Genomic DNA, 18,681 nt, shown 5'->3' on the forward strand with positions numbered 1-18,681 from the left:
CGGCCATGACGCTGGACGTGGCGCAGCTGTGCGCGCGGCTCATCCGCTTCGACACCACCAACCGCAGCGGCGGCGACTGTGCCGGCGAACGCGAGGCCGCCGAGCACGTCGCGCAGGTCCTGCACGACGCCGGTGTCGCGCCCACGGTGCTCGAACCCGCCCCGCGCCGCACCAACGTCCTCGCCCGCGTCCCCGGTACCGACCCGGCGCTGCCCGCCGTGCTCGTCCAGGCCCACCTCGACGTCGTGCCCGCCGACCCCGCCGAGTGGAGCTTCGACCCGTTCGCCGGCGAGATCCGCGACGGGTTCGTGCACGGCCGCGGCGCCGTCGACATGAAGGACATGGTCGCGATGACGCTCGCCGTCGTCGACCGCTGGCACACCGAGGGCCGCCGCCCGCGCCGCGACGTCGTGCTCGCGTTCGTCGCCGACGAGGAGGACCAGGGCGCTCACGGCGCGCACTGGCTCGTCGAGCACCACGCCGCCCGCTTCGCCGGTGTGCGGGCCGCGATCAGCGAGTCCGGCGGGTTCTCCCACGACGCCGGCGACGTGCGCCTGTACCCGGTCGGCACCGCCGAGCGCGGCACCTCCCACCTCCAGCTCACCGCCACCGGCCGTGCCGGGCACGGCTCCCGCCGCAACGACCGCAACGCCGTCACCGCCCTGGTCACCTCGCTGGCCCGGATCGCCGCGCACGAGCACCCCGTCCGGCTCACCCCGACCGTGGAGGCGTTCCTCGTGGGCGCGGGCAAGGCACTGGGCGTGGAGGTCGACCTCGACGACGTCGACGGCACCCTCGCCCGCCTCGGCCCCGCCGCCAAGCTCGCCGAGAACACCGTGCGCTGCTCGACCACGCCGACCATGCTGCAGGCCGGGTACAAGGTCAACGTCATCCCCGGCACCGCCACCGCCCAGGTCGACGTCCGCACCCTGCCCGGCACCGTCGACGAGCTCGTCGCCACCGTCGACTCGCTGCTCGAACCCGGCGTGACCCGCGAGTTCCTCGAACACCAGCCGCCGGTCGAGGCACCGGTCGACTCGCCGTGGTTCACCGCCATGGCCGACGCGCTGCGCGCCGAGGACCCCGCCGCCGTGGTCGTGCCGTACTGCCTGGGCGGCGGCACCGACGCCAAGGCGTTCAGCACGCTCGGCATCGACTGCTACGGCTTCTCGCCGCTGCTGCTGCCGGCCGGGTACGACTACCGCGCCATGGCCCACGGCGTCGACGAACGCGTCCCCGTCTCAGGCCTGGAGTTCGGCGCCCGCGTGCTGGACCGCTTCCTGTCGAGCTGACCCCTGCCGGGCTGACCCCTGCCGGGCGGCCCGCCGTTCGGCGAGCTCCTGCACGGCGCTGGGCAGCGTCGTCTCGAAGTCGATCAGCTTCGCCCACGTCGGCGTCACCACGATCCGCACCATGCCGTCGTAGAGGTCGTGCACCTCCCGCTCCCACTCGGCCCGCTGCTCGGCGGTCATCTCGTAGGAGCCGTTCATCTGCAGGAACTCCCGCGGGACGCCGTCCACGGCGTCGAGTTCGACCGTGCCGCGGACCAGCAGCATCTTCGGCGGGTGCACCTCGGTGTCGATCGTCAGCGCCACCGCCGGGTTCGCCCGCAGCGCGTGCAGCTTCGGCGCGTTCGTCGCGGTGCACAGTACGAGCTGCGTGCCGTTCCAGGTGAACGCGATCGGGATGGAACGCGGCGTCCCGTCCTTCGCCACGTACGCCAGCCTGCACAGGTCGCGGTCCAGCAGCTCCCTGCTCAGCGGCCGGCCGAGCACCTCGGAGATCTCGCTGTGCGTCATCATGCCCCGGGGACGCAGCCGTCCCGGGGTTCTCGACACGGCCGGGCCTACGACTTCTGCAGGTCCTCCCGGCGGGCCGGCAGGGGCAGCGGCACCGCGGGCAGCCCGTCGATGCTCGCGTTGTTGTAGGGCTTCTTCGCCGTGTACTCGCGGAACTCCTCGTCGCTCTTGCGCCCGAAGTAGTCCGCGTGCAGCTCCCGCTCCGACCGGTAGTCCATGAACGGCACCGCGAACCCGCACGAGTCGCTGACCAGCTCCGCCCGCACCACGATCACCGCCCGCAGCGCCGGCCCGTCCGCCTCCCCGAAGCCCGCCACCAGCTCCCCGAACCGCGGGTCGTCGCGGAACACCGGCTCACCGCGGCCGTGCACGCGCAACACCGTCGGCGGCCCCTCGAACGAGCACCACATCAGCGTGATCCGCCCGTTCTCCCGCAGGTGCGCGATCGTCTCGGCGTGACTGCCGCCGAAGTCCAGGTAGGCCACCGTGCGGTCGTCGAGGATCCGCAGCGTCCCCTCCCGGCCCTTGGGCGAGAGGTTGACGTGCCCGTCGCCCGCCAGCGGAGCGCTGGCCACGAAGAACACCTTCTGGTTCTCGATGAACTCCCGCAGCCGCGGCTCGATGCGCTCGTAGTCCTTGCCCATGCCCCGCAGTATCGATCGGGCCCGCCGCCGCTGTCAGCGCCTTTCCCAGCGGGTGAACGCACTCACGCCCGGCCCGACGCCTCCCGCGCCACCTGCTCCACCCGTGCGCGGTAGGCGGCCCAGTCCTGCTCGGGCAGGTTCGTGCCGCCCTTGCGCAGCCCCGCCTCGCCGTCGATGGCCTCGCGCACGATGTCCGCGTGCCCGGCGTGCCGGTTCGTCTCCGCGATCATGTGCACCAGCAGCACGTGCAACGTCACGTACTTGCGCTCCTCCGGCCACCACGGCACCACACCGGGCGCGTCCAGCGGCAGCTCGGTGATCACCGCGTCCGCGAACTCCGCCACCCTGGCGTAGAGGGACAGCACGTCCTCACGCGACTCCGCGGCCGTGGCGACCATGTCGGCGTTCGGGTCGGTCTCGGAGTCGTCGAGCCACGGCAGCTTCTCGCCGTACGGGCGGCCCATGCAGTCGCCGAAGTAGCCCTGCTCGGTGGACGCGAGGTGCTTGACCAGCCCCAGCAGGTTCGTGCCCGTGGGCGTCATCGGCCGGCGCACGTCGTACTCCGACAGCCCCTCCAGCTTCCAGAGCACGGCCTCGCGGGCGACGCGGAGATAGCGGAGCAGGTCGGCTTTGGGATCGGAGGCCATGACGACCACCCTTGCAGAGTCCGGGCCGGACCGGCCGCCATTTTCGCCACCGGCGTGGCCGCGAGCACCAGCAGGTCCAGGTGGTCGACCACCGGCCCACCGTCCACCCGCGACGCCGCGACCAGCCGGGCCCGGCCCGCCGAAGCGGTGCGGGCGCTGTCCGGGTTTCCCACCATCGCCGGGTGGCCGGTGGGCTGGGGCCGGCGGTGCGGCGGCTCGAGCCGGTGCCGCAGGTGAGCGCGCCGTCGCTGGCGCACAAGGCCTCCGAGGTCCGCCGGGAGGCCGACACGCTGCTGCGGTCGCTGTCGGAGCGGGAGTTCGCGGCGGGCCGGGCCCGGCTGGTCGCGGCGTCGCGGTCGGCACCGGCAGCGGCCAGGTCCGGCACGTGGTGCACGACCGTCGACATCCACACCACGTCCACCGACGCGTCCGGCAGCGGGATCGCCGCCGCATGCCCCTCGAGCATCTCCAGCACCGACTCCGCGCGCATGGCGGCCGACGGTTCCACCGCGACCACGCGCACCCGCGGGAACCACACCGCGAACGCCCGCGTGAACACCCCCGTCCCGGCGCCCAGGTCGAGCACCACACGTCCGGGCTCGAAGTAGGGCACGAGGGCGGTGCGCCACGCCGACAACCCTTCCAGCGAGACCTCCCGGGCCTGCCGGTACGCGGCGGCCTCGGCTTCGTCGTACCGCGTCATCCCATCAGGTAACCCCATACGGATGGCGGGATGACAGTGGGGCTTCACACCCACTTCACTTGGCGGAGCCATGTCCTGCCGTGGTCCGAAAGGGTTGCCCTGCATGCGAAAGAGCCATCTCAGACCCCTGATCGGGGTAACCGTCGCCGCCAGCGTCGTGTTCGCCATGGGAGGCGTGCCGACCGGCGCGGCCCCCGGCGCCCAGGAGACGTCGACCAACTACCAGGTCGGCAACGTCCGCACCGCCGAGCAGCGCACCAAGCTCGCGAAGTCCGGTGCCGCGATCGACTCGGTCGAGGAGCACGGCATCGTCGTGGTCACCGCGACCGAACGCGAGGTCAAGAGCCTGCGGGCCCAGGGCTTCGAGGTCACCGAGCTGCCCAGGCGGATGGAGGCGAACTCGGCGATCGGCCCGTTCGACTTCCCCGCCGCGGACTCGAACTACCACAACTACGCCGAGATGACCGCCGAGATCAACGCGGCCGTCGCGGCGTACCCGAACCTGATCTCCAAGCAGGTCATCGGCAAGTCCTACGAGAACCGCGACATCGTCGCCCTCAAGATCAGCGACAACGTCGGCGTCGACGAGAACGAGCCGGAGGTGCTGTTCACCCACCACCAGCACGCCCGTGAGCACCTCACCGTCGAGATGGCGCTGTACCTGGTCAACCAGTTCACCACCCAGTACGCCACCGACGCGCGGATCAAGGGCCTCGTGGACACCCGCGAGATCTGGATCATCCCGGACGTCAACCCCGACGGCGGCGAGTACGACATCGCGACCGGCAGCTACCGGTCGTGGCGCAAGAACCGGCAGCCCAACGCCGGCTCCAGCAACGTCGGCACCGACCTCAACCGCAACTGGGACTACAAGTGGGGCTGCTGCGGCGGTTCCAGCGGCAGCACCGGCTCCGAGACCTACCGCGGCCCCAGCGCGGCGTCCGCACCCGAGGTCAGGGTCGTGTCCGACTTCGTGCGCGGCCGCAACGTCGGCGGCAAGCAGCAGATCAGCGCGTCCATCGACTTCCACACCTACAGCGAGCTCATCCTGTGGCCGTGGGGCTGGACCTACGACGACGTCGCGCCCGGCCTGACCCAGGACCAGCGCGACACCTTCGCCACCATCGGCCAGTCCATGGCCGCCAGCAACGGCTACACCCCCGAGCAGTCCAGCGACCTCTACATCACCGACGGCTCGATCCCGGACTGGCTGTGGGGCACGCAGGGCGTGTTCGCCTACACCTTCGAGATGTACCCCGGCAGCGCCGGCGGTGGCGGCTTCTACCCGCCCGACGAGGTGATCCCCGCGCAGACCTCCCGCAACAAGGAGGCCGTGCTGCAGCTGCTCGAACGCGCCGACTGCCCCTACGAGGCCATCGGCAAGGAAGCCCAGTACTGCGGCGTCGACCCGCCGCTGCCGGGCAAGTACTTCGAGAACGCCACCGACTTCACGATCGCGGACAACTCCACGATCAACTCGCCCATCACCGTGTCCGAGGTGACCGGCAACGCCCCGTCGACGCTCAAGGTCGCCGTCGACATCAAGCACACCTACCAGGGCGACCTGCGCGTCGAGCTGATCGCCCCCGACGGCACCGCCTACGTGCTGCACAACCGCTCCGGCGGTAGCACGGACAACATCAACACCACCTACACCGTCAACGCCTCCAGCGAGGTCGCCAACGGCACCTGGCAGCTGCGGGTCAACGACAACGCCAGCCAGGACACCGGGTTCCTCGACAAGTGGAGCCTGCAGTTCTGACCGGCCGAGACCGTGGGGGGCGCCGGTACGCCGACGCCCCCCACGGCGTGCAGGACCGCACCGAGGCGTCGTTCGACGAACCTCGTGCCGCAACGCTCACGGCTGCATGCGCCGCACCCGGGATCGACTGATCGGCCTCTCCCGCCTGACGCGTTCGTAGGCGAACATCACGCGATAACCCCAGCCAGATGAGAACCGGCTCCCGAAACCGATCTATCCTCACCTGACCGCGGGATAGGGTCCATCCGCAGAAACACCGCCGCCGGGAGAGTCATGCGCGCCGTCGAGATCAGACCTGGGGTCCGCATCCGCTGGGTCGAGGTGCCGGGAGCCACACCCGCCAGGGTCTACCTGCACGGACTCGGCGCCTCATCGGCGCCCTACTACGCCGAGGCCGTCGCCCACCCGCTGCTCGCCGGCCGCCGCAGCCTGATGATGGACATGCTGGGCTTCGGCATCAGCGACCGCCCCACCGGCTTCGCCTACTCGCTGGAGGGCCACGCCGACGCCCTCGCCGTCGCGCTCGCCAAGATCGGCCTGCGCCGCAACGAGATCATCGGCCACAGCATGGGCGGCGCCGTCGCCATCGTGCTCGCCGCCCGCCACCCCGAGATGGTGCGCTCGCTCGTGCTCGTCGACCCGCACGTCGACCCCGCCCGGCCCTCGCTCGGCGCCCCCGGCAGCCGCGGCATCGCCGCCTACAACGAAACCGAGTTCCTCAGCCACGGCTTCGACCGCGTGCTGCAGGACGTCGGCCCGCACTGGGCGGCCACCATGCGCATGGCCGGCCCCGAAGCGCTCTACCGCAGTGCCGTCGACCTCGTCCGCGGCACCTCGCCCACCATGCGCAAACTGCTCATGGAACTGGAGATCCCGCGCGTCTTCCTGCACCCCGAGGACGCCCCGCCCAGCGGCGGCCGCGAGCTCGCCGCCTCCGGCGTGCAGATCGTCTCCGTGCCGAACGCCGGCCACAACATCATGATCGACAACGTCGAGGGCTTCGCCCGCGCCGTCGCCCAGCAACGCCTGTCGGTCTGACCGGGCTCAGCGCCGCCGGGCGGGCTGCGCCGCCCAGTGCGACGGCCTCGTCAGCGCCGCCGGAAGCTTCGTGCGCACGGAGCCCCGGGCGGCGTTGACCTGCGGCTGCGTCAGGAACAGGCACGTGCTCAGATCCGCACCGGACAGGTCGGCGCCCCGCAGGTCGGCGCCGATCATGTCCGCCCGCGACAGGTCGGACCCCGTCAGGTCCGCGCCGATGAGGTAGGCACCCCGGAAGTCGGCGCTGCTCAGGTTCTTGTTCCGCAGCCGCGCGCCGATCAGGTCCGCGCCCCGGTAGGACTTCGCGCCGGACCGCAGCCGTTCGCTGGTCCGCAGCAGCAACACGTTCACCTCGGCCCGGACCCGCGCGACGTCGAGCGCCAGGATCTCGTCCGGCCCGGCCACGGTGTGCCGCTCGACCTCGGCGTAGGCGGCGGCGAGGTCGTCGTGCGGGTCGAGGCGCCCGGCCTCGGCCAGGTACCAGAGCAGTTCGTGCAGCTGCCGGACCACGGGGAACACCGCGAACATCTCCTGCCGCCCGCCGACCCGCCAGTCCACGCCCCGGAACACCGTCTGCGACACCCGCTGGCCCGCGCCGAAGCAGTCGTAGACCGTGCAGCCCGCATACCCGGTCTGCCGCAACCGGTCGTGGATCCCGCACCGGTGGTCGGCCAGCAGGTTGCGGCACGGCGTGCCCGCGTCCTTGGTGGCCGCGAAGTCCGCCGACTTGGCGAACGGCAGCGCGACGCAGCACAACCCGAAGCAGTCGGCGCAGTCGCCTTTCAGCTCGTCCATCGCCGATCAGGATACGGTGACCGCTACCGGCGCAACGCCCGCAGCTCCGCCGCCGCCTCGTCGAGCTGCCGCTCCGCCCGTTCCGCCCGCGTCACCGTCTGCGCCCGCGCGTCCTCCACCACGGCCAGCGTCTGCCGCACGGCCGCCACCTGCTCGGCCCCCTCCTGCCGCACCTGCACGAGCCGCGCGTCGAACTCACCCCGCGCCCGCTCCAGCTCCCGGTGCGCATCGGCGGCCGTCTGCTCGGCCCGTTCCGCCCGCACCACGGCCTGGTCGCGCGCCTTCGCGGCCCGGCTCACGGTCTCCGCCGCCTCGGCCCGCGCCTGCTCGACCCGCTCGGCGGCGGCGGCCTTGGCCTGCTGCGCAGCCTCCCCGGCCGCCGCGGCCTCGGCCCGCGCCTGGTCGACGAGCGCCTGAGCCCGCGCCCGTGCCTGCTCGACCTCCCGTGCGGCCTGGGCCCGGACCTGCTCGATCTCCTTCGCGGCCTGCCGGCGCGCCTGCTCGGCATGTTTCACCGCATCGGCCTTCGCCTGCTCCGCCTCCGCCCGGATCTCCTCGACGAGCGCCGACGCCCGCACCCGCGCCTCGGCGACCTCCGCCTCGGCCCGTTCCCCGGCAGCCCGCGCCGCCTCCCGGGCCTCGTCCCGTTCGGTCAGCGCCGCGTCCGCGGCCTCGTCGGCTTCCTCCGCCGCGCGCACCGCCTGTTCGGTCATCTCCTCGGCGGCCTTGCGCGCCTTCTCCGCGTCGTGCCGGCGCTGCTCCGCCGCCGCGAGCTCGGCCCGTGCCTCGGCGACCCGGCGAGCGGCCTCGGCCTCGGCCGCCTGGATCTGGCTCTCGGCGACGCTCGGGTCCGCCATCGCGTTCAGCTCGCCCATCGCCCTGCCCAGCGTCTGCGTCATCTGCTCCGACAGCACCCGGAAGCGGTCGAGGAGCTCTTCAGCCCTGATCTTGGCGGTACCGGACACCCTGGGGAGATTCGTCACGGTGACGACCTCCAGGTTTTCCTGGGGGGTTTCCGCGAGCCGCTGCCGCTCCCTCCACGCCCGCCACCGCGTGTGCTCCGGGAGGTCGCAGTACTCCGAGGGGCGCCCAGGCCCACCACCTCGAAAAACGGGGCGTTCACAGCCGGGGAAGTTGCAGCTCGTCTCCACGGCGATAGCGTAGCAGAATTGCGTGTGCACTAACGTTATTCAACGCAACGCTACTCAATCGGGCGTGAAAATCCTGACCCCCGATAAGTGAACGTTATCGGCGGTCAGCCGGGACGGGCTTTCCGAGGGTGCCCGTGTTTGGTGCAGGTGCGGATCGACGCGAAGCGCGACGATGGGCCGGTGATCAAAACTGGGAGGCACGATCTCGGCGGGTTCCTGCGCAGCCGGCGTGAACGCCTGACGCCGGAGGACGCCGGCATCCGCCCCGGCCCCGCTCGCCGGCGGGTCGCGGGGCTGCGCCGGGAGGAACTGGCCGAACTCGCCGGGGTCAGCGTCGGCTACTACACCCGCCTCGAGCAGGGACTCAGCCCGAGCGCCTCCGGTGCCGTCATCGACGCGCTGGCCTCGGCGTTGCGACTCGACCCCGCCGAGCACGACCACCTGCGGGTTCTCGCCGCGCCGAGACGCCCGACCCGCCCCCGCGCCCGCAGGAGCAGGCTGAGGCCCTCGGTCCGGGAACTGCTCGCCGCGATCCCCGCGACCGCGGCGATCGTGATCGACCACCGCGCCGACGTGCTCGCGTGGAACGGTCTCGGGCACGCTCTGCTCGCCGGCCACATCGCCGTCGACGCACCGGACGCGCGGGTACGGCCGAACATCGCCCGCATGCTGTTCCTCGACCCGCACCACCGCGCGCTGTACCGCGACTGGCACGGCAAAGCGCAGGTCACCGTCGCGGCCCTGCACCAGGCGGTCGCACGGCACCCGGCCGACCCGGAACTGGAACAGCTCGTCGGTCAGCTCGCCGTCGACAGCCCGGAGTTCGCGGGGATGTGGGCCCGGCGCCCGGTCCGGACCTGTTCGTACTACCTGCGCGAACTCGACCACCCCGTCGTCGGGCGGCTGACCCTGGCCAACGAGACCGTCACCCTGCCAGACGACGACCAGCAGCTCGGCCTGTTCTACGCGCGGCCCGGCACCCCCGACGCCGACGCGCTCACCCTGCTCGCACAAAGCCTCGACCGCACACCGTCGCAGAAGGAGCACGTCCGATGAGAATCGTCGTCGTCGGCGGAGCGGGCACCATCGGCCGACGGCTGGTCCCCGCCCTGCGCTCGCGCGGCCACGACGTCGTCGTGGCCGGACGCACCTCGGGCGACGTCCACGTCGACCTCGCCTCACACGCCTCGATCGAGGCCATGTACCGCGAGGTCGGGCCGGTCGACGGTGTCGTGAGCATCGCCGCGCACGGCGCGCTCGACGAGTTCGGGACGTTGACCGTGCAAGAGCTGCGCGAGAACATGCGCGCCAAGTTCTTCGGGCAGGCCGACCTGGTCCTCACCGGTCAGCACCACGGCGCCGACGGGGCCTCGTTCACGCTGACCTCCGGCATCTTCGCCGACCAGGCCTGGCCTCACGTCACCGGCGGCGGCGTCATCAGCGGTGCCCTGCACAGCTTCGCCCTGTCCGCCGCGATCGAGCTGCCGCGCGGCATGCGGATCAACGTCGTCAGCCCCACGATGATCGGCGACTCCGTCGACGCCTTCGCCGACCACTTCCCCGGCATGCGCCCGGTGCCCATGGACGAACTCGTCGAGCACTACCTGGACTGCGTCGAGGGCGACAGCACCGGCCGCGTCATCCGCGCCTACGGCTGATCGCCCCGAGACCTCAGGCCGTGGGCCACGCCCGCAGCACCACGTCGAGCGCGTCCAGCGCCCGCAGCCACGACGCCTCCACCCCGCGCGGATGGCTGTGGAAAGCCCCCGACCGCTCCAGCGACACGTACCCGTGGAACGTGCTGTGCAGCAGCCGCACGGCGTCGGTCTGGTCCGGTTCCCACAGGTCGTAGCCCCGTAGCAGCGCGCGGACCAGCTCGGAGTACCGGCCGGCGCCGTCCGCCGCCACGTCCGGGTCCAGCGCCAGCTGCGTCGCCGCGTACCGGCCGGGGTGAGTGCGGGCGTAGGTGCGGTAGGCGTGGCCGAACGCCAGCAGCGCGTCCCGGCCGCAACGGCCGCCGACCTCCGCCGCCACGCAGTCGGTCAGCTCGGCCATCGACCGGACGGCCAGGCGCAGGCGCAGGTCCTGGGCGTTGCGGATGTGCGAGTAGAGGGAGGCGTCCTTCACGCCGAAGTGGCGGGCCAGGGCGGACACCGTCACGTTCTCCAGGCCCACCTCGTCCGCCAGCTCCGCCGCCGCCTGCGTCAGGCGGTCGGCGGTGATGCCTGCGCGTGCCATGCGTCTCCTAGGGGTCTTAATCGCTTGCCTAGGACCTCTAGGAAAGCCTAGCGTCGTCGGCATGAAGCCGTTGACCGAACACGACATCCGCGCGTCCTTCGTCAATTCCACCAAGGGCGAGGCCAAGCGCATGCACGTGCCCAGGGATCTGGGCGAGCGGCGGTGGGACGACCTGGACTTCCTGGGCTGGCGAGATCCGGCCGCACCGGACCGCTCCTACCTCGTGATCGAGCTCGACGGGGAGCTCGTGGGGATCGCGCTGCGGCGGGCGACGAAGGCCGGGCTCGCGCGCAAGACCATGTGCTCGTGGTGCCTGACCACGCACCAGGGCGACGGGGTGTCGCTGATGACCGCGCGCAAGGCGGGGAAGTCCGGGCAACTGGGCAACTCGGTCGGCGCCTACGTGTGCGCCGACCTGGACTGTTCGCTGTACCTGCGCGGGAAGAAGAGCGCGGGACCGGGGTCCCGGTTCAAGGAGTCGATCACGCTCGACGAGCAGTCCGAGCGGTTGCTCACCGGCGTGAGGGCGTTCCTCGGCCGCGTGCGTTCCTAGAGCTCCAGCACGAGCTCCGCGCAGCACGCGCGGGCGCAGGGCCACGGGTCGCCGCACGCCGTGCAGCCGGTCGTCGCGGGCAGGTGCGTGTCCAGCACGTGCACCGCTCTCGTGCGGTAGCGCTCCAGGTCGGACTCCCAGTCGTGGCGGGAGGACGCGGTCGCACTCGTCATGGTCATCAGTCCTCGGGTAGAGGGTGGTCGAGACCAAGGATGCACCCGTGCGGCGTCGTTCGGGCGGAAATTTCCCGAATCACGCCGATCGGCGGGTCGCCAAACCGACACGCCGATCGGCGGTGATCATCACCGGTCGGTGTCGGCCGTCCGGTCGCGCTGCACGCGCTCGGCGATGCGCTTGATCCGCCGCAGCCGGGCGTCCCAGCTCTCCCCCACCGACGTCAGCTGCGCGACCGCGCGGGCCAGCTGCGCCTCGTCCACCTCGTAGCGGCGCTCCCGGCCGGCGGGCAGGGCGTGCACCAGGCCGACGCGGTCCAGCACCCCCAGGTGCTTCGCGACCGCCTGCCGGGTGACGGGGAGCTGCTCGCTGAGCGTGGTCGCCGTGCCGCCGTTGCCGGTGAGCAGCAGGTCGAGCAGGCGCCTGCGGGTCGGGTCGCCGACCGCGGACCAGAGGTCGTCGTCGATCACGGCCGCGCGACCAGGCTCTCGGCCCGCCCGACGAGCCGCGGCAGGAAGTGGTCCCAGCCGCTGGTGTGGTCGCGGAAGGCCTGCTCCAGCACCGCCGCTTCCCAGCCGCGCTCGCGGAACCCGGTCTCGGTGAACCGCAGCAGCGTGCCGCCGTCGGACTCGACCAGGTCCATCGTGACGAGCAGCGAGTTGCCCGGCGCCGCCACCACGCCCTTGTCGTGGACCCAGCGGAACGAGAACCGGCGCGGCGGATCGGCCTCCACGACCGTCAGCTGCTCGACCTTCGCCTCCGCCGAGGCCGGGTCGCCGAAGGTGATCGAACCGGTACCGCCGGCCACCGGCTCGAACTCGGCCTCGTCCGGCCACCACTCGCGCAGGTGCTCCGGCGAGCTGACGACCTCGTAGACCACCTCGGGGGTGGCGTCGATGCGGATCTCGCGTTCGATGCTTCCGAACTCCACGTGCCCTCCAGGCTTCGTGCAACCATCGGTTGCACGAGAACCTAGCCCGAGACCCCGTGTCATGCAACCTTTGGTTGCACTAGTGGGATTTGACCTGACGCAGCAGCAGCGACCACTGACGGGCCGTGAGGGGGAGTTCGACCGACGGGGACTTGCTGTCCCGGACGCCGGCACCTCGGCCGACCTCGACGCAGTTGCCGTCGTTAGCGCTGTAGCTGCTCTTCCGCCACCTGGTCACCACAAGTCTCCTCACCGATGATGTCGGTGATCAGCTTCCTCGTTCGCGTCTCGTCCAACGCCGTCCGACTGAGTGACTTCACCACGGTGTCGTAGCGGGCGACAGCAAGCTGATCTTCGAGGAAGACGTTAGCGCCGTGGCTCTCCAGGTAGACGATCGGCGGGATCTTCCTGAACTTCAGCAGGTCGAAATCACCGGCCAGGCCGGCATGCGGCCCGGAAGCCGTGGGAACAACGCGAATCGTGAGGTACGGCCGCACGGACAAGCGGAGCAGGTGGTGGAGCTGCTCCGCCATCACCTCGGCGTCGCCCACCGGGAGCCGCAGCGCTTGTTCGTGCATGAAGATCGTGACGATCCGGTAGCCGTCGAGCACCGACCGCTGCCTCACTCCTCGGGTGCGCACGACGGCGGGCACGTCTTCCTGCAGGTTCACCGCGGCGTTGGCGAGGTGGAAGGTGTAGTCGGGCAGCTGCAGCAGGCCGTGCACCACGTTCATGGACCAGCCGGTGATCTCCGAGGCGATCCGCTCGTGCTCCCTGAGGGTGCGCGCTCGGTCCAGCGTCGCGGAACTCTTGGGCTGCAACCAGTCCCGGATGTGAGTGTCGTGGTGCAGGGCCATCAGGTGGTCGTACTCGTCGGGCGGGGTGCGCAGCAGGCCGAGGAGCTTGGCCAGGTCGACGTCGGAGGTGCCCTCCTTGCCGTTGACCAGTTCCGAGACCTTGGCCTCCTGCCAGCCGAGCAGTTCGGCGACGGCGCGGTTGGTCAGGTCGGCTGCCCTCAGCAGCGCGCGTATGGCGTCGCCGAACTCGCGGCCGCGCACAGTGGATCTACGCAGAGGCATGCGGGGACGGTAGAGGTGGCGTTCCGTTTGGTTCCACCCATTGGTCGCAGGACGACCGGAAAGCATGCCGTTTGGCGCGCCTCCAAGGCCTGGAGCTAGGGCGCGACGGCCCGGCGGACGGTGTCGCGCAGCAGGCCGCGGCGGCGTTCGTGGTCCTCGGCGGGTTCGTCGAGGGTGGCGGAGTAGACGTTGCTGACCGGCGACCACGCCATCGACATGGCGATCACCATGGCCATGATGTCGAACGGGTCGCCGTCGCGGACCAGTCCCGCGGCCTGCGCGTCGGCGATGGCGCCGAGCTTCACGTCGTCGCGGCGGTCGGTCTCGGCGACGAGCAGGCCGGTGGGGCGGCGTTCGAGGCGGGCCCAGGTGGCGAGGCGGATCAGGTCGGGGCGTTGCAGGTACTCGTCGTAGAGGCGCACGGCCCAGTCGGCGAGGTCGGTGGCGTCGATCGGAACGACGTTGACGATGCGGTCCAGCGAGCCGAAGAAGATGGCGTCGAACAGGCCGTCCTTGTTGCCGAAGTAAGCGTAGAGCTGGGCCTTGTTGGTGCGGGCGGCGACGACGACGCGTTCGATGCGGGCTCCCGCGATGCCGTGCTCGGCGAACTCCGCGGTGGCGACGTCGATGATGCGCTGCCGGGTGGCCTCGCCCCGGGCGGTCAGCTGCTGGTCGGGCATGGTCCGCACTCTACTGACAGAACAGTCGGTTTACTTTGCCTCCGTTCGCGCGTACGGTGAAATAGACCGAACAGTCTGTTTGAAGGAGTGTCATGCGCAGCACCACCGGCTGGCAGGCTCAGGGCCCCGGCTCGATGCAGCGGGCAGAGATCTCGCGACGCGACCTGCGCGGCGACGACGTCGCGGTGCGCGTGGACTTCTGCGGGGTCTGCCACACGGACCTGCACGCGGTCCGCTCGCACTCCGGCGGGGTGCTCGTGCCCGGCCACGAGTTCACCGGCGTCGTGACGGAGGCCGGCCCGGACGTGACGGCGTTCCGCGCCGGCGACCCGGTGGCCGTGGGCAACATCGTCGACTCGTGCGGCGAGTGCGACATGTGTGCGGCCGGGCAGGAGAACTTCTGCCGCGAGTTCCCGACGCTCACCTACAACGGCACCGACCGGCACGACGGGTCGACGACGCTGGGCGGGTTCTCGCGGGAGTACGTGGTGCGGGAGAAGTTCACCCATCCCCTGCCGTCCGGGCTGGACCCGGCGGCCGCGGCGCCGCTGATGTGCGCCGGGATCACGGTGTGGGAGCCGTTGCGGGCGTTGGAGGTCGGCCCGGGCATGAAGGTCGCCGTCGCGGGCCTGGGCGGGCTCGGGCACCTCGCGGTGAAGCTCGCCGTGGCCCTCGGGGCCGAGGTGTCGGTGGTGAGCCGGTCCGCCGGCCGGGAGGCCGAGGCCATCGCGCTCGGTGCCCGCGACCTGGTCGTGTCCGGTGACGAGGCCGGTGCGGCCGCGAACCGCGACCGGTTCGACGTCCTGATCGACACCGTTCCCGTCGCCCACGACGTCGGCCCCTACCTCAGGCTGGTCGCGATGGACGGCACGCTCAGCCAGGTCGGCTACCTCGGGTCCATGACCGTGGAGACGATGGACCTGCTCGGCGGCCGCAAGAAGCTCAGCTCCGGCGGCAGCGGCGGCGTCCCGGCCACCGCCGCGATGCTGGAGTTCTGCGCCGAGCACGGCATCACCGCCGACGTCGAGGTGCTGGCGTCGAGCCGCGTGGTCGAGGCTCTCGACCGGCTCGAACGCGGCGACGTACGTCACCGGTTCGTGCTCGACCTGTCCGACCTGGACTGACTCAGGCGCTGGTGGCGACGAGGACGTCGTCGGCGTCGGTGGAGTGGGCGATCTCGCGCGAGGCCTCGAGCGCGTCGAGCCGCCCCCGCAGCGCCGCGGTGCCGAACGCGTAGGCGTCGGAGCCCAGGGTCAGGCGCAGCGGGGCGTCGGCCCGGTCGGCGGAGGCGATGATCGCGGTGGCGATCTTCGCGGGGTCGCCGGGCATCGGCAGCGGCGGCAGCGCGCCGGAGTGCACGCCGCGCAGGTGGCCGGACGGCCCGTCGGCGTACTCGGGCAGCGCGTCGCCGAACACCGCGGCACCCGTGCCGAAGTTCGTGCGGGCCAGGCCGGGCTCGACCAGCGTCACGCCGATGCCGAACGGCGCGAGCTCGGCGGCCGCCGACTCCCAGAAGCCCTCGATGCCCCACTTGGTGGCGTGGTAGAGGCTCATGGCGGGGAACGTGACCTGCCCGCCGATGCTCGCGATCTGCACGATCCGTCCTCCGCCCTGGCGGCGCAGGTGCGGGGTGACGGCACGGGCCAACTGGATCGAGGCGGTCAGGTTGGTCGCGATCTGCGCGTCGATCTGGGCGTCGCTGAGCTCCTCGACGGCGCCGAACAGGCCGTAGCCGGCGTTGGAGACGACGACGTCGATCCGTCCGAGCTCGTCGAACGCGCGATCGACGACGGTGCGCAGTGCGGCCGTGTCGGTGACATCGAGCCGTGCGCGCCACAGCCGGTCGCCGTAGCGGGCCGCGAGGTCGTCGAGGGTCTCCAGCCGGCGGGCGGTGGCGGCGACGCGGTCGCCGCGCTCGAGCAGCTGCTCGGTGAGCTCACGGCCGAAGCCGGAGGACGTTCCGGTGATGAACCAGGTGCGGGTCATGTCTGCTGCTCCTCGGTAGGTAACTAACTAGATACATTCGTACACCTCTGATCCGCAGATGTAAATATCTAGATGGTTATGTACGATCGGCGCATGCCACCCGACGCCACCGAGACCAAGCGCCGCCTGCTCAAGGCCGCCATCGACGAGTTCGCGACCTACGGCCTCGCAGGAGCGCGCGTCGACCGCATCGCCGAGCAGGCCTCGGCCAACAAGCGGTCGATCTACATGCACTTCGGCGCCAAGGAGGAGCTGTTCGACCGCGTCGTCGGCGACTGCATGGCCGAACTGGCAGCCGCGGTCGTGGTCGACGCGGGCGACCTCCCCCGCTACGCCGGCGCGCTGTTCGAGCAGCTGGAGGGACGCCCGCACGTGCGGCGGCTGCACCTGTGGGCGGGCCTCGAACGCCAGCAGCCGGTCGAGGCCGAGGTGGTGGAGTACCGGCGCAACGTGGCCGCGATCGCCGCCGCGCAGGAGGCCGGCACGGTCCGGTCGGACATCCCGGCGGTCGAGCTGCTGGCGATGGTCGTGGCGCTGGTGATCAGCTGGGACACCGCGTCGTGGTCGCTCAAGGCGCTGGGCGACGACTCGTTCGCCGGGCGCAAGGCCGCGGTCCAGGCCGCCGTGGAGGGGATGGTCCGGCCGTAGTCCTGCTCGGCTGGTGTCAGGGCAGGTCCACGGTGCCGTCCTGGTGGACCCACCAGACCTCGATCTGCGCGGCGGTGAGCGAGTCCGCGGTTTCCGCGTGGAGGTTGCGATAGCGCGAGAAGTCCGGCAGCGCGATGACGCTGCGCCAGGACGGCTCCCTGCCCCGCAGGCGCATGGCCGCGAGGACCGCTTGGGCAAACCAGTGACCGGCCTGGGTGCTCGGTGCTGTCGGCTTGGTCTCGCCCGCACGGGCGGGATCGGCGTAAGAGCGGCTCGGAAAGCCCTTGACCTCGATGCCAGTCGTGACGTTCCCGCGTTGAGCGACGATGTCGTCACCACGTGCCTTCGTGGCTGTGTCCGCGACCGAGCGGATGCTCCACCCGGCGCGCGTCAGCGCGGTCACCACGGCTGCCTGGACGTTGGCCTCGACGTGCCACTCCTCGTCGGCTGTGACAGCCGCGGGCTGCATCGGCGCCGACCGCGTCACGGACCTGGCCACAGGCCTGGTGGCCGGTGGGCGAGCGGCGATCTCTCCTCGCACTTCGAAGCCTAGTGCCGCGAGGTGGCGGCGGGCGGTGTGCGAGTTGAATTCGGACCGCGGGACACCCACCGCCAGCTCGAAGGCCTGCTTGACCGGGAACAGGACGCCGTTGACCACGACGGCGTGTTCCCGGACGGCTTCGGGCTCGACGCCCGCCAAGACGGCTTCCACCTGCCCGCGGGTCAACGTGTGACGATGCCCGTTGAGCGTGAACCCCACCTGTTCCACGAGCAGAACCTAGGACACGGTGGCACCGTCCGGCCAGACGCCACGAGCCTGACCAGCTGCTCCCCCTTCTGATCACAATCGCTACGCTGGATGACGTGCCCGGCCCCACCAGCTCCCGGACCCGCGCGTACTTCGCGCGGGTTCTCGCCGTGCTGGCACTGGTGGCCGGTGTGGCGATGATGCAGAGCACGCCGTGCGAGACCGAGTTCGCCTGGACCGCGCAGTGCCCCACGTCATCGGCCGCGGCCACGTTCGTGGCCGACCCGGTGGACGGCGGCTCGTCGTTGCTCGACGGCATCCTCGTCGCGGGCTGCTGCCTCGTGGTGGCGCTGGCGGTGCTGATCGGGTTCGCGGTGCTGCGGCGCTCGTCGTTCGCGGTGCGCCTGATGCGGCTGCCCTCGGTGCTGTCTCCCCCTTCGCGCCGGCTGGAAGTGCGGCTGGCCCAGCTCTGCGTGTTGCGCGCCTAGACCGAACCCGTTCCGCGGTCCTTTCGGTTCGTTCCCGCACACGTGGAGTTCTCCCATGTCCAAAAACGCTCGTCTGTCGCTGGTCATCGTCGCCGTCGTGGCGGTGGTGGTCTCCGCCTTCCTGCTGTTCAGCCGCAACGACACCGCCGCGCTCGGGTCCTCGGGCGACGGGAAGGTGACCGTCGTCGAGTACCTCGACCTGGAGTGCCCGTCCTGCCGCGCCGCCCACCCCGGCGTCGAGCGGCTCAAGACCGAGTACGGGGAGCGGGTCGTGTTCGACGTGCGGCACTTCCCGATCCCGAGCCACCGCAACGCCGAACTGGCCGCCGTCGCCGTCGAGGCGGCCGGGGCCCAGGGCAAGCGGGACGACATGGTCCGCGTGCTGTTCGACTCGCAGCCGCAGTGGGGCGGGCAGCAGACGTCGCAGCGCGCGGTGTTCGCCGGGTTCGCCGCCGAGCTCGGGCTCGACGGTGCCGCGTTCGACAAGGCGCTGGACGACCCGGCGCGGGGCGCGCCGGGGGGGGCCCCCCCCCCCCCCGGCCCCCACGCCGCAGCCCAGCACGACGACCAGCACCGCCCGCTGCCGGTCCTGGACCCCCTCGACGACCACCCTGCCC

Annotated in this window: 24 protein-coding genes and 1 pseudogene; 10 read left to right on the forward strand and 15 right to left on the reverse strand. The window is 71.5% G+C overall.

Going from position 1 to position 18,681, the window contains the following annotated elements; all coding sequences use genetic code 11:
- The first annotated feature begins 5 nt into the window (after positions 1-5).
- Positions 6-1,292 (forward strand): M20/M25/M40 family metallo-hydrolase, encoded by a 1,287-nt coding sequence (locus ACFWGZ_RS15545; protein ID WP_382452174.1) that lies wholly within the window; start codon positions 6-8, stop codon positions 1,290-1,292.
- Here ACFWGZ_RS15545 and ACFWGZ_RS15550 read toward each other — a convergent pair.
- From ACFWGZ_RS15550 to ACFWGZ_RS15565, 4 genes and pseudogenes are all read right to left on the reverse strand, one after another.
- Positions 1,242-1,799: a pyridoxamine 5'-phosphate oxidase family protein gene (locus ACFWGZ_RS15550; protein WP_382452197.1), complete on the reverse strand. Its 558-nt coding sequence runs from the start codon at positions 1,797-1,799 to the stop codon at positions 1,242-1,244. The two genes, ACFWGZ_RS15545 and ACFWGZ_RS15550, sit on opposite strands and share 51 nt — an antisense overlap.
- A 47-nt stretch (positions 1,800-1,846) precedes the next feature.
- A complete protein-coding gene (locus tag ACFWGZ_RS15555) occupies positions 1,847-2,443 on the reverse strand; it encodes a pyridoxamine 5'-phosphate oxidase family protein (protein ID WP_382452175.1) in 597 nt (198 codons plus the stop codon).
- A 62-nt stretch (positions 2,444-2,505) separates the two neighbouring features.
- The gene (locus ACFWGZ_RS15560) at positions 2,506-3,090 is read right to left on the reverse strand and encodes a DinB family protein (RefSeq protein WP_382452176.1); all 585 of its coding nucleotides are present in this window, start codon (positions 3,088-3,090) and stop codon (positions 2,506-2,508) included.
- 424 nt (positions 3,091-3,514) lie between these two features.
- A pseudogene (locus tag ACFWGZ_RS15565) lies at positions 3,515-3,961 on the reverse strand (class I SAM-dependent methyltransferase); the annotation flags it as partial.
- Here ACFWGZ_RS15565 and ACFWGZ_RS15570 point away from each other — a divergent pair.
- Together ACFWGZ_RS15570 and ACFWGZ_RS15575 are read left to right on the forward strand one after the other, a co-directional pair.
- Positions 3,897-5,555 (forward strand): M14 family metallopeptidase, encoded by a 1,659-nt coding sequence (locus ACFWGZ_RS15570; protein WP_382452177.1) that lies wholly within the window; start codon positions 3,897-3,899, stop codon positions 5,553-5,555. The pseudogene ACFWGZ_RS15565 and the gene ACFWGZ_RS15570 sit on opposite strands and share 65 nt — an antisense overlap.
- A 273-nt stretch (positions 5,556-5,828) precedes the next feature.
- Positions 5,829-6,593, forward strand: a complete 765-nt coding sequence (locus ACFWGZ_RS15575; RefSeq protein WP_382452178.1) for an alpha/beta fold hydrolase — start codon at positions 5,829-5,831, stop codon at positions 6,591-6,593.
- Positions 6,594-6,599: 6 nt separating this feature from the next.
- Here ACFWGZ_RS15575 and ACFWGZ_RS15580 read toward each other — a convergent pair whose 3' ends face one another.
- Positions 6,600-7,388: a pentapeptide repeat-containing protein gene (locus ACFWGZ_RS15580; protein WP_382452179.1), complete on the reverse strand. Its 789-nt coding sequence runs from the start codon at positions 7,386-7,388 to the stop codon at positions 6,600-6,602.
- Positions 7,389-7,411: 23 nt separating this feature from the next.
- Complete coding sequence (locus ACFWGZ_RS15585) at positions 7,412-8,371, reverse strand: hypothetical protein (RefSeq protein ID WP_382452180.1); 960 nt, start codon at positions 8,369-8,371, stop codon at positions 7,412-7,414.
- 348 nt (positions 8,372-8,719) lie between these two features.
- Between ACFWGZ_RS15585 and ACFWGZ_RS15590 the strand changes: the two genes are divergently transcribed.
- Together ACFWGZ_RS15590 and ACFWGZ_RS15595 are read left to right on the forward strand one after the other, a co-directional pair.
- Positions 8,720-9,595 (forward strand): helix-turn-helix transcriptional regulator, encoded by an 876-nt coding sequence (locus ACFWGZ_RS15590; RefSeq protein WP_382452181.1) that lies wholly within the window; start codon positions 8,720-8,722, stop codon positions 9,593-9,595.
- Positions 9,592-10,197, forward strand: a complete 606-nt coding sequence (locus tag ACFWGZ_RS15595; RefSeq protein WP_382452182.1) for a short chain dehydrogenase — start codon at positions 9,592-9,594, stop codon at positions 10,195-10,197. The genes ACFWGZ_RS15590 and ACFWGZ_RS15595 overlap by 4 nt, the downstream gene beginning before the upstream one ends.
- A 13-nt stretch (positions 10,198-10,210) precedes the next feature.
- On the opposite strand, the gene ACFWGZ_RS15600 is transcribed toward ACFWGZ_RS15595, so the two are convergent.
- Positions 10,211-10,777 (reverse strand): TetR/AcrR family transcriptional regulator, encoded by a 567-nt coding sequence (locus ACFWGZ_RS15600; RefSeq protein ID WP_382452183.1) that lies wholly within the window; start codon positions 10,775-10,777, stop codon positions 10,211-10,213.
- 61 nt (positions 10,778-10,838) lie between these two features.
- On the opposite strand from ACFWGZ_RS15600, the gene ACFWGZ_RS15605 reads away from it, so the two are divergent.
- Positions 10,839-11,330, forward strand: coding sequence for an FBP domain-containing protein (locus ACFWGZ_RS15605; RefSeq protein WP_382452184.1), 492 nt, complete (start codon positions 10,839-10,841; stop codon positions 11,328-11,330).
- Here ACFWGZ_RS15605 and ACFWGZ_RS15610 read toward each other — a convergent pair.
- The 6 genes from ACFWGZ_RS15610 to ACFWGZ_RS15635 all read right to left on the reverse strand — a co-directional run bounded on the left by ACFWGZ_RS15610 (position 11,327) and on the right by ACFWGZ_RS15635 (position 14,194).
- A complete protein-coding gene (locus ACFWGZ_RS15610; RefSeq protein ID WP_382452185.1) occupies positions 11,327-11,503 on the reverse strand; it encodes a hypothetical protein in 177 nt (58 codons plus the stop codon). The genes ACFWGZ_RS15605 and ACFWGZ_RS15610 overlap by 4 nt on opposite strands.
- A 129-nt stretch (positions 11,504-11,632) precedes the next feature.
- A complete protein-coding gene (locus tag ACFWGZ_RS15615; protein WP_382452186.1) occupies positions 11,633-11,974 on the reverse strand; it encodes an ArsR/SmtB family transcription factor in 342 nt (113 codons plus the stop codon).
- Positions 11,971-12,435 (reverse strand): SRPBCC family protein, encoded by a 465-nt coding sequence (locus tag ACFWGZ_RS15620; protein WP_382452187.1) that lies wholly within the window; start codon positions 12,433-12,435, stop codon positions 11,971-11,973. The genes ACFWGZ_RS15615 and ACFWGZ_RS15620 overlap by 4 nt, the downstream gene beginning before the upstream one ends.
- Positions 12,436-12,514: 79 nt before the next feature.
- On the reverse strand, positions 12,515-12,688 hold the full coding sequence (locus ACFWGZ_RS15625; protein WP_382452188.1) for a DUF397 domain-containing protein: 174 nt from the start codon (positions 12,686-12,688) through the stop codon (positions 12,515-12,517).
- Positions 12,639-13,514: a helix-turn-helix domain-containing protein gene (locus ACFWGZ_RS15630; protein WP_382452189.1), complete on the reverse strand. Its 876-nt coding sequence runs from the start codon at positions 13,512-13,514 to the stop codon at positions 12,639-12,641. Before ACFWGZ_RS15630 ends, ACFWGZ_RS15625 begins: the two co-directional genes overlap by 50 nt.
- Positions 13,515-13,609: 95 nt before the next feature.
- A complete protein-coding gene (locus ACFWGZ_RS15635; RefSeq protein WP_382452190.1) occupies positions 13,610-14,194 on the reverse strand; it encodes a TetR family transcriptional regulator in 585 nt (194 codons plus the stop codon).
- A 92-nt stretch (positions 14,195-14,286) separates the two neighbouring features.
- Here ACFWGZ_RS15635 and ACFWGZ_RS15640 point away from each other — a divergent pair, with 92 nt between their 5' ends.
- On the forward strand, positions 14,287-15,318 hold the full coding sequence (locus ACFWGZ_RS15640) for an NAD(P)-dependent alcohol dehydrogenase (protein WP_382452191.1): 1,032 nt from the start codon (positions 14,287-14,289) through the stop codon (positions 15,316-15,318).
- Position 15,319: 1 nt separating this feature from the next.
- Here ACFWGZ_RS15640 and ACFWGZ_RS15645 read toward each other — a convergent pair whose 3' ends face one another.
- Positions 15,320-16,180, reverse strand: coding sequence for an SDR family oxidoreductase (locus ACFWGZ_RS15645; RefSeq protein WP_382452192.1), 861 nt, complete (start codon positions 16,178-16,180; stop codon positions 15,320-15,322).
- 93 nt (positions 16,181-16,273) lie between these two features.
- Here ACFWGZ_RS15645 and ACFWGZ_RS15650 point away from each other — a divergent pair, with 93 nt between their 5' ends.
- Positions 16,274-16,828: a TetR/AcrR family transcriptional regulator gene (locus ACFWGZ_RS15650; protein WP_382452193.1), complete on the forward strand. Its 555-nt coding sequence runs from the start codon at positions 16,274-16,276 to the stop codon at positions 16,826-16,828.
- 16 nt (positions 16,829-16,844) lie between these two features.
- Here the strand turns inward: ACFWGZ_RS15650 and ACFWGZ_RS15655 are convergent, their stop codons facing one another.
- The gene (locus tag ACFWGZ_RS15655; RefSeq protein WP_382452194.1) at positions 16,845-17,597 is read right to left on the reverse strand and encodes a hypothetical protein; all 753 of its coding nucleotides are present in this window, start codon (positions 17,595-17,597) and stop codon (positions 16,845-16,847) included.
- 95 nt (positions 17,598-17,692) lie between these two features.
- On the opposite strand from ACFWGZ_RS15655, the gene ACFWGZ_RS15660 reads away from it, so the two are divergent.
- A complete protein-coding gene (locus tag ACFWGZ_RS15660; RefSeq protein ID WP_382452195.1) occupies positions 17,693-18,064 on the forward strand; it encodes a hypothetical protein in 372 nt (123 codons plus the stop codon).
- Between the two features lie 55 nt (positions 18,065-18,119).
- Positions 18,120-18,681: DsbA family protein (locus ACFWGZ_RS15665; protein WP_382452196.1), on the forward strand; the 562-nt coding region annotated here is incomplete at its 3' end.

This window comes from Lentzea sp. NPDC060358, assembly GCF_042725365.1.
Taxonomy (GTDB): domain Bacteria; phylum Actinomycetota; class Actinomycetes; order Mycobacteriales; family Pseudonocardiaceae; genus Lentzea.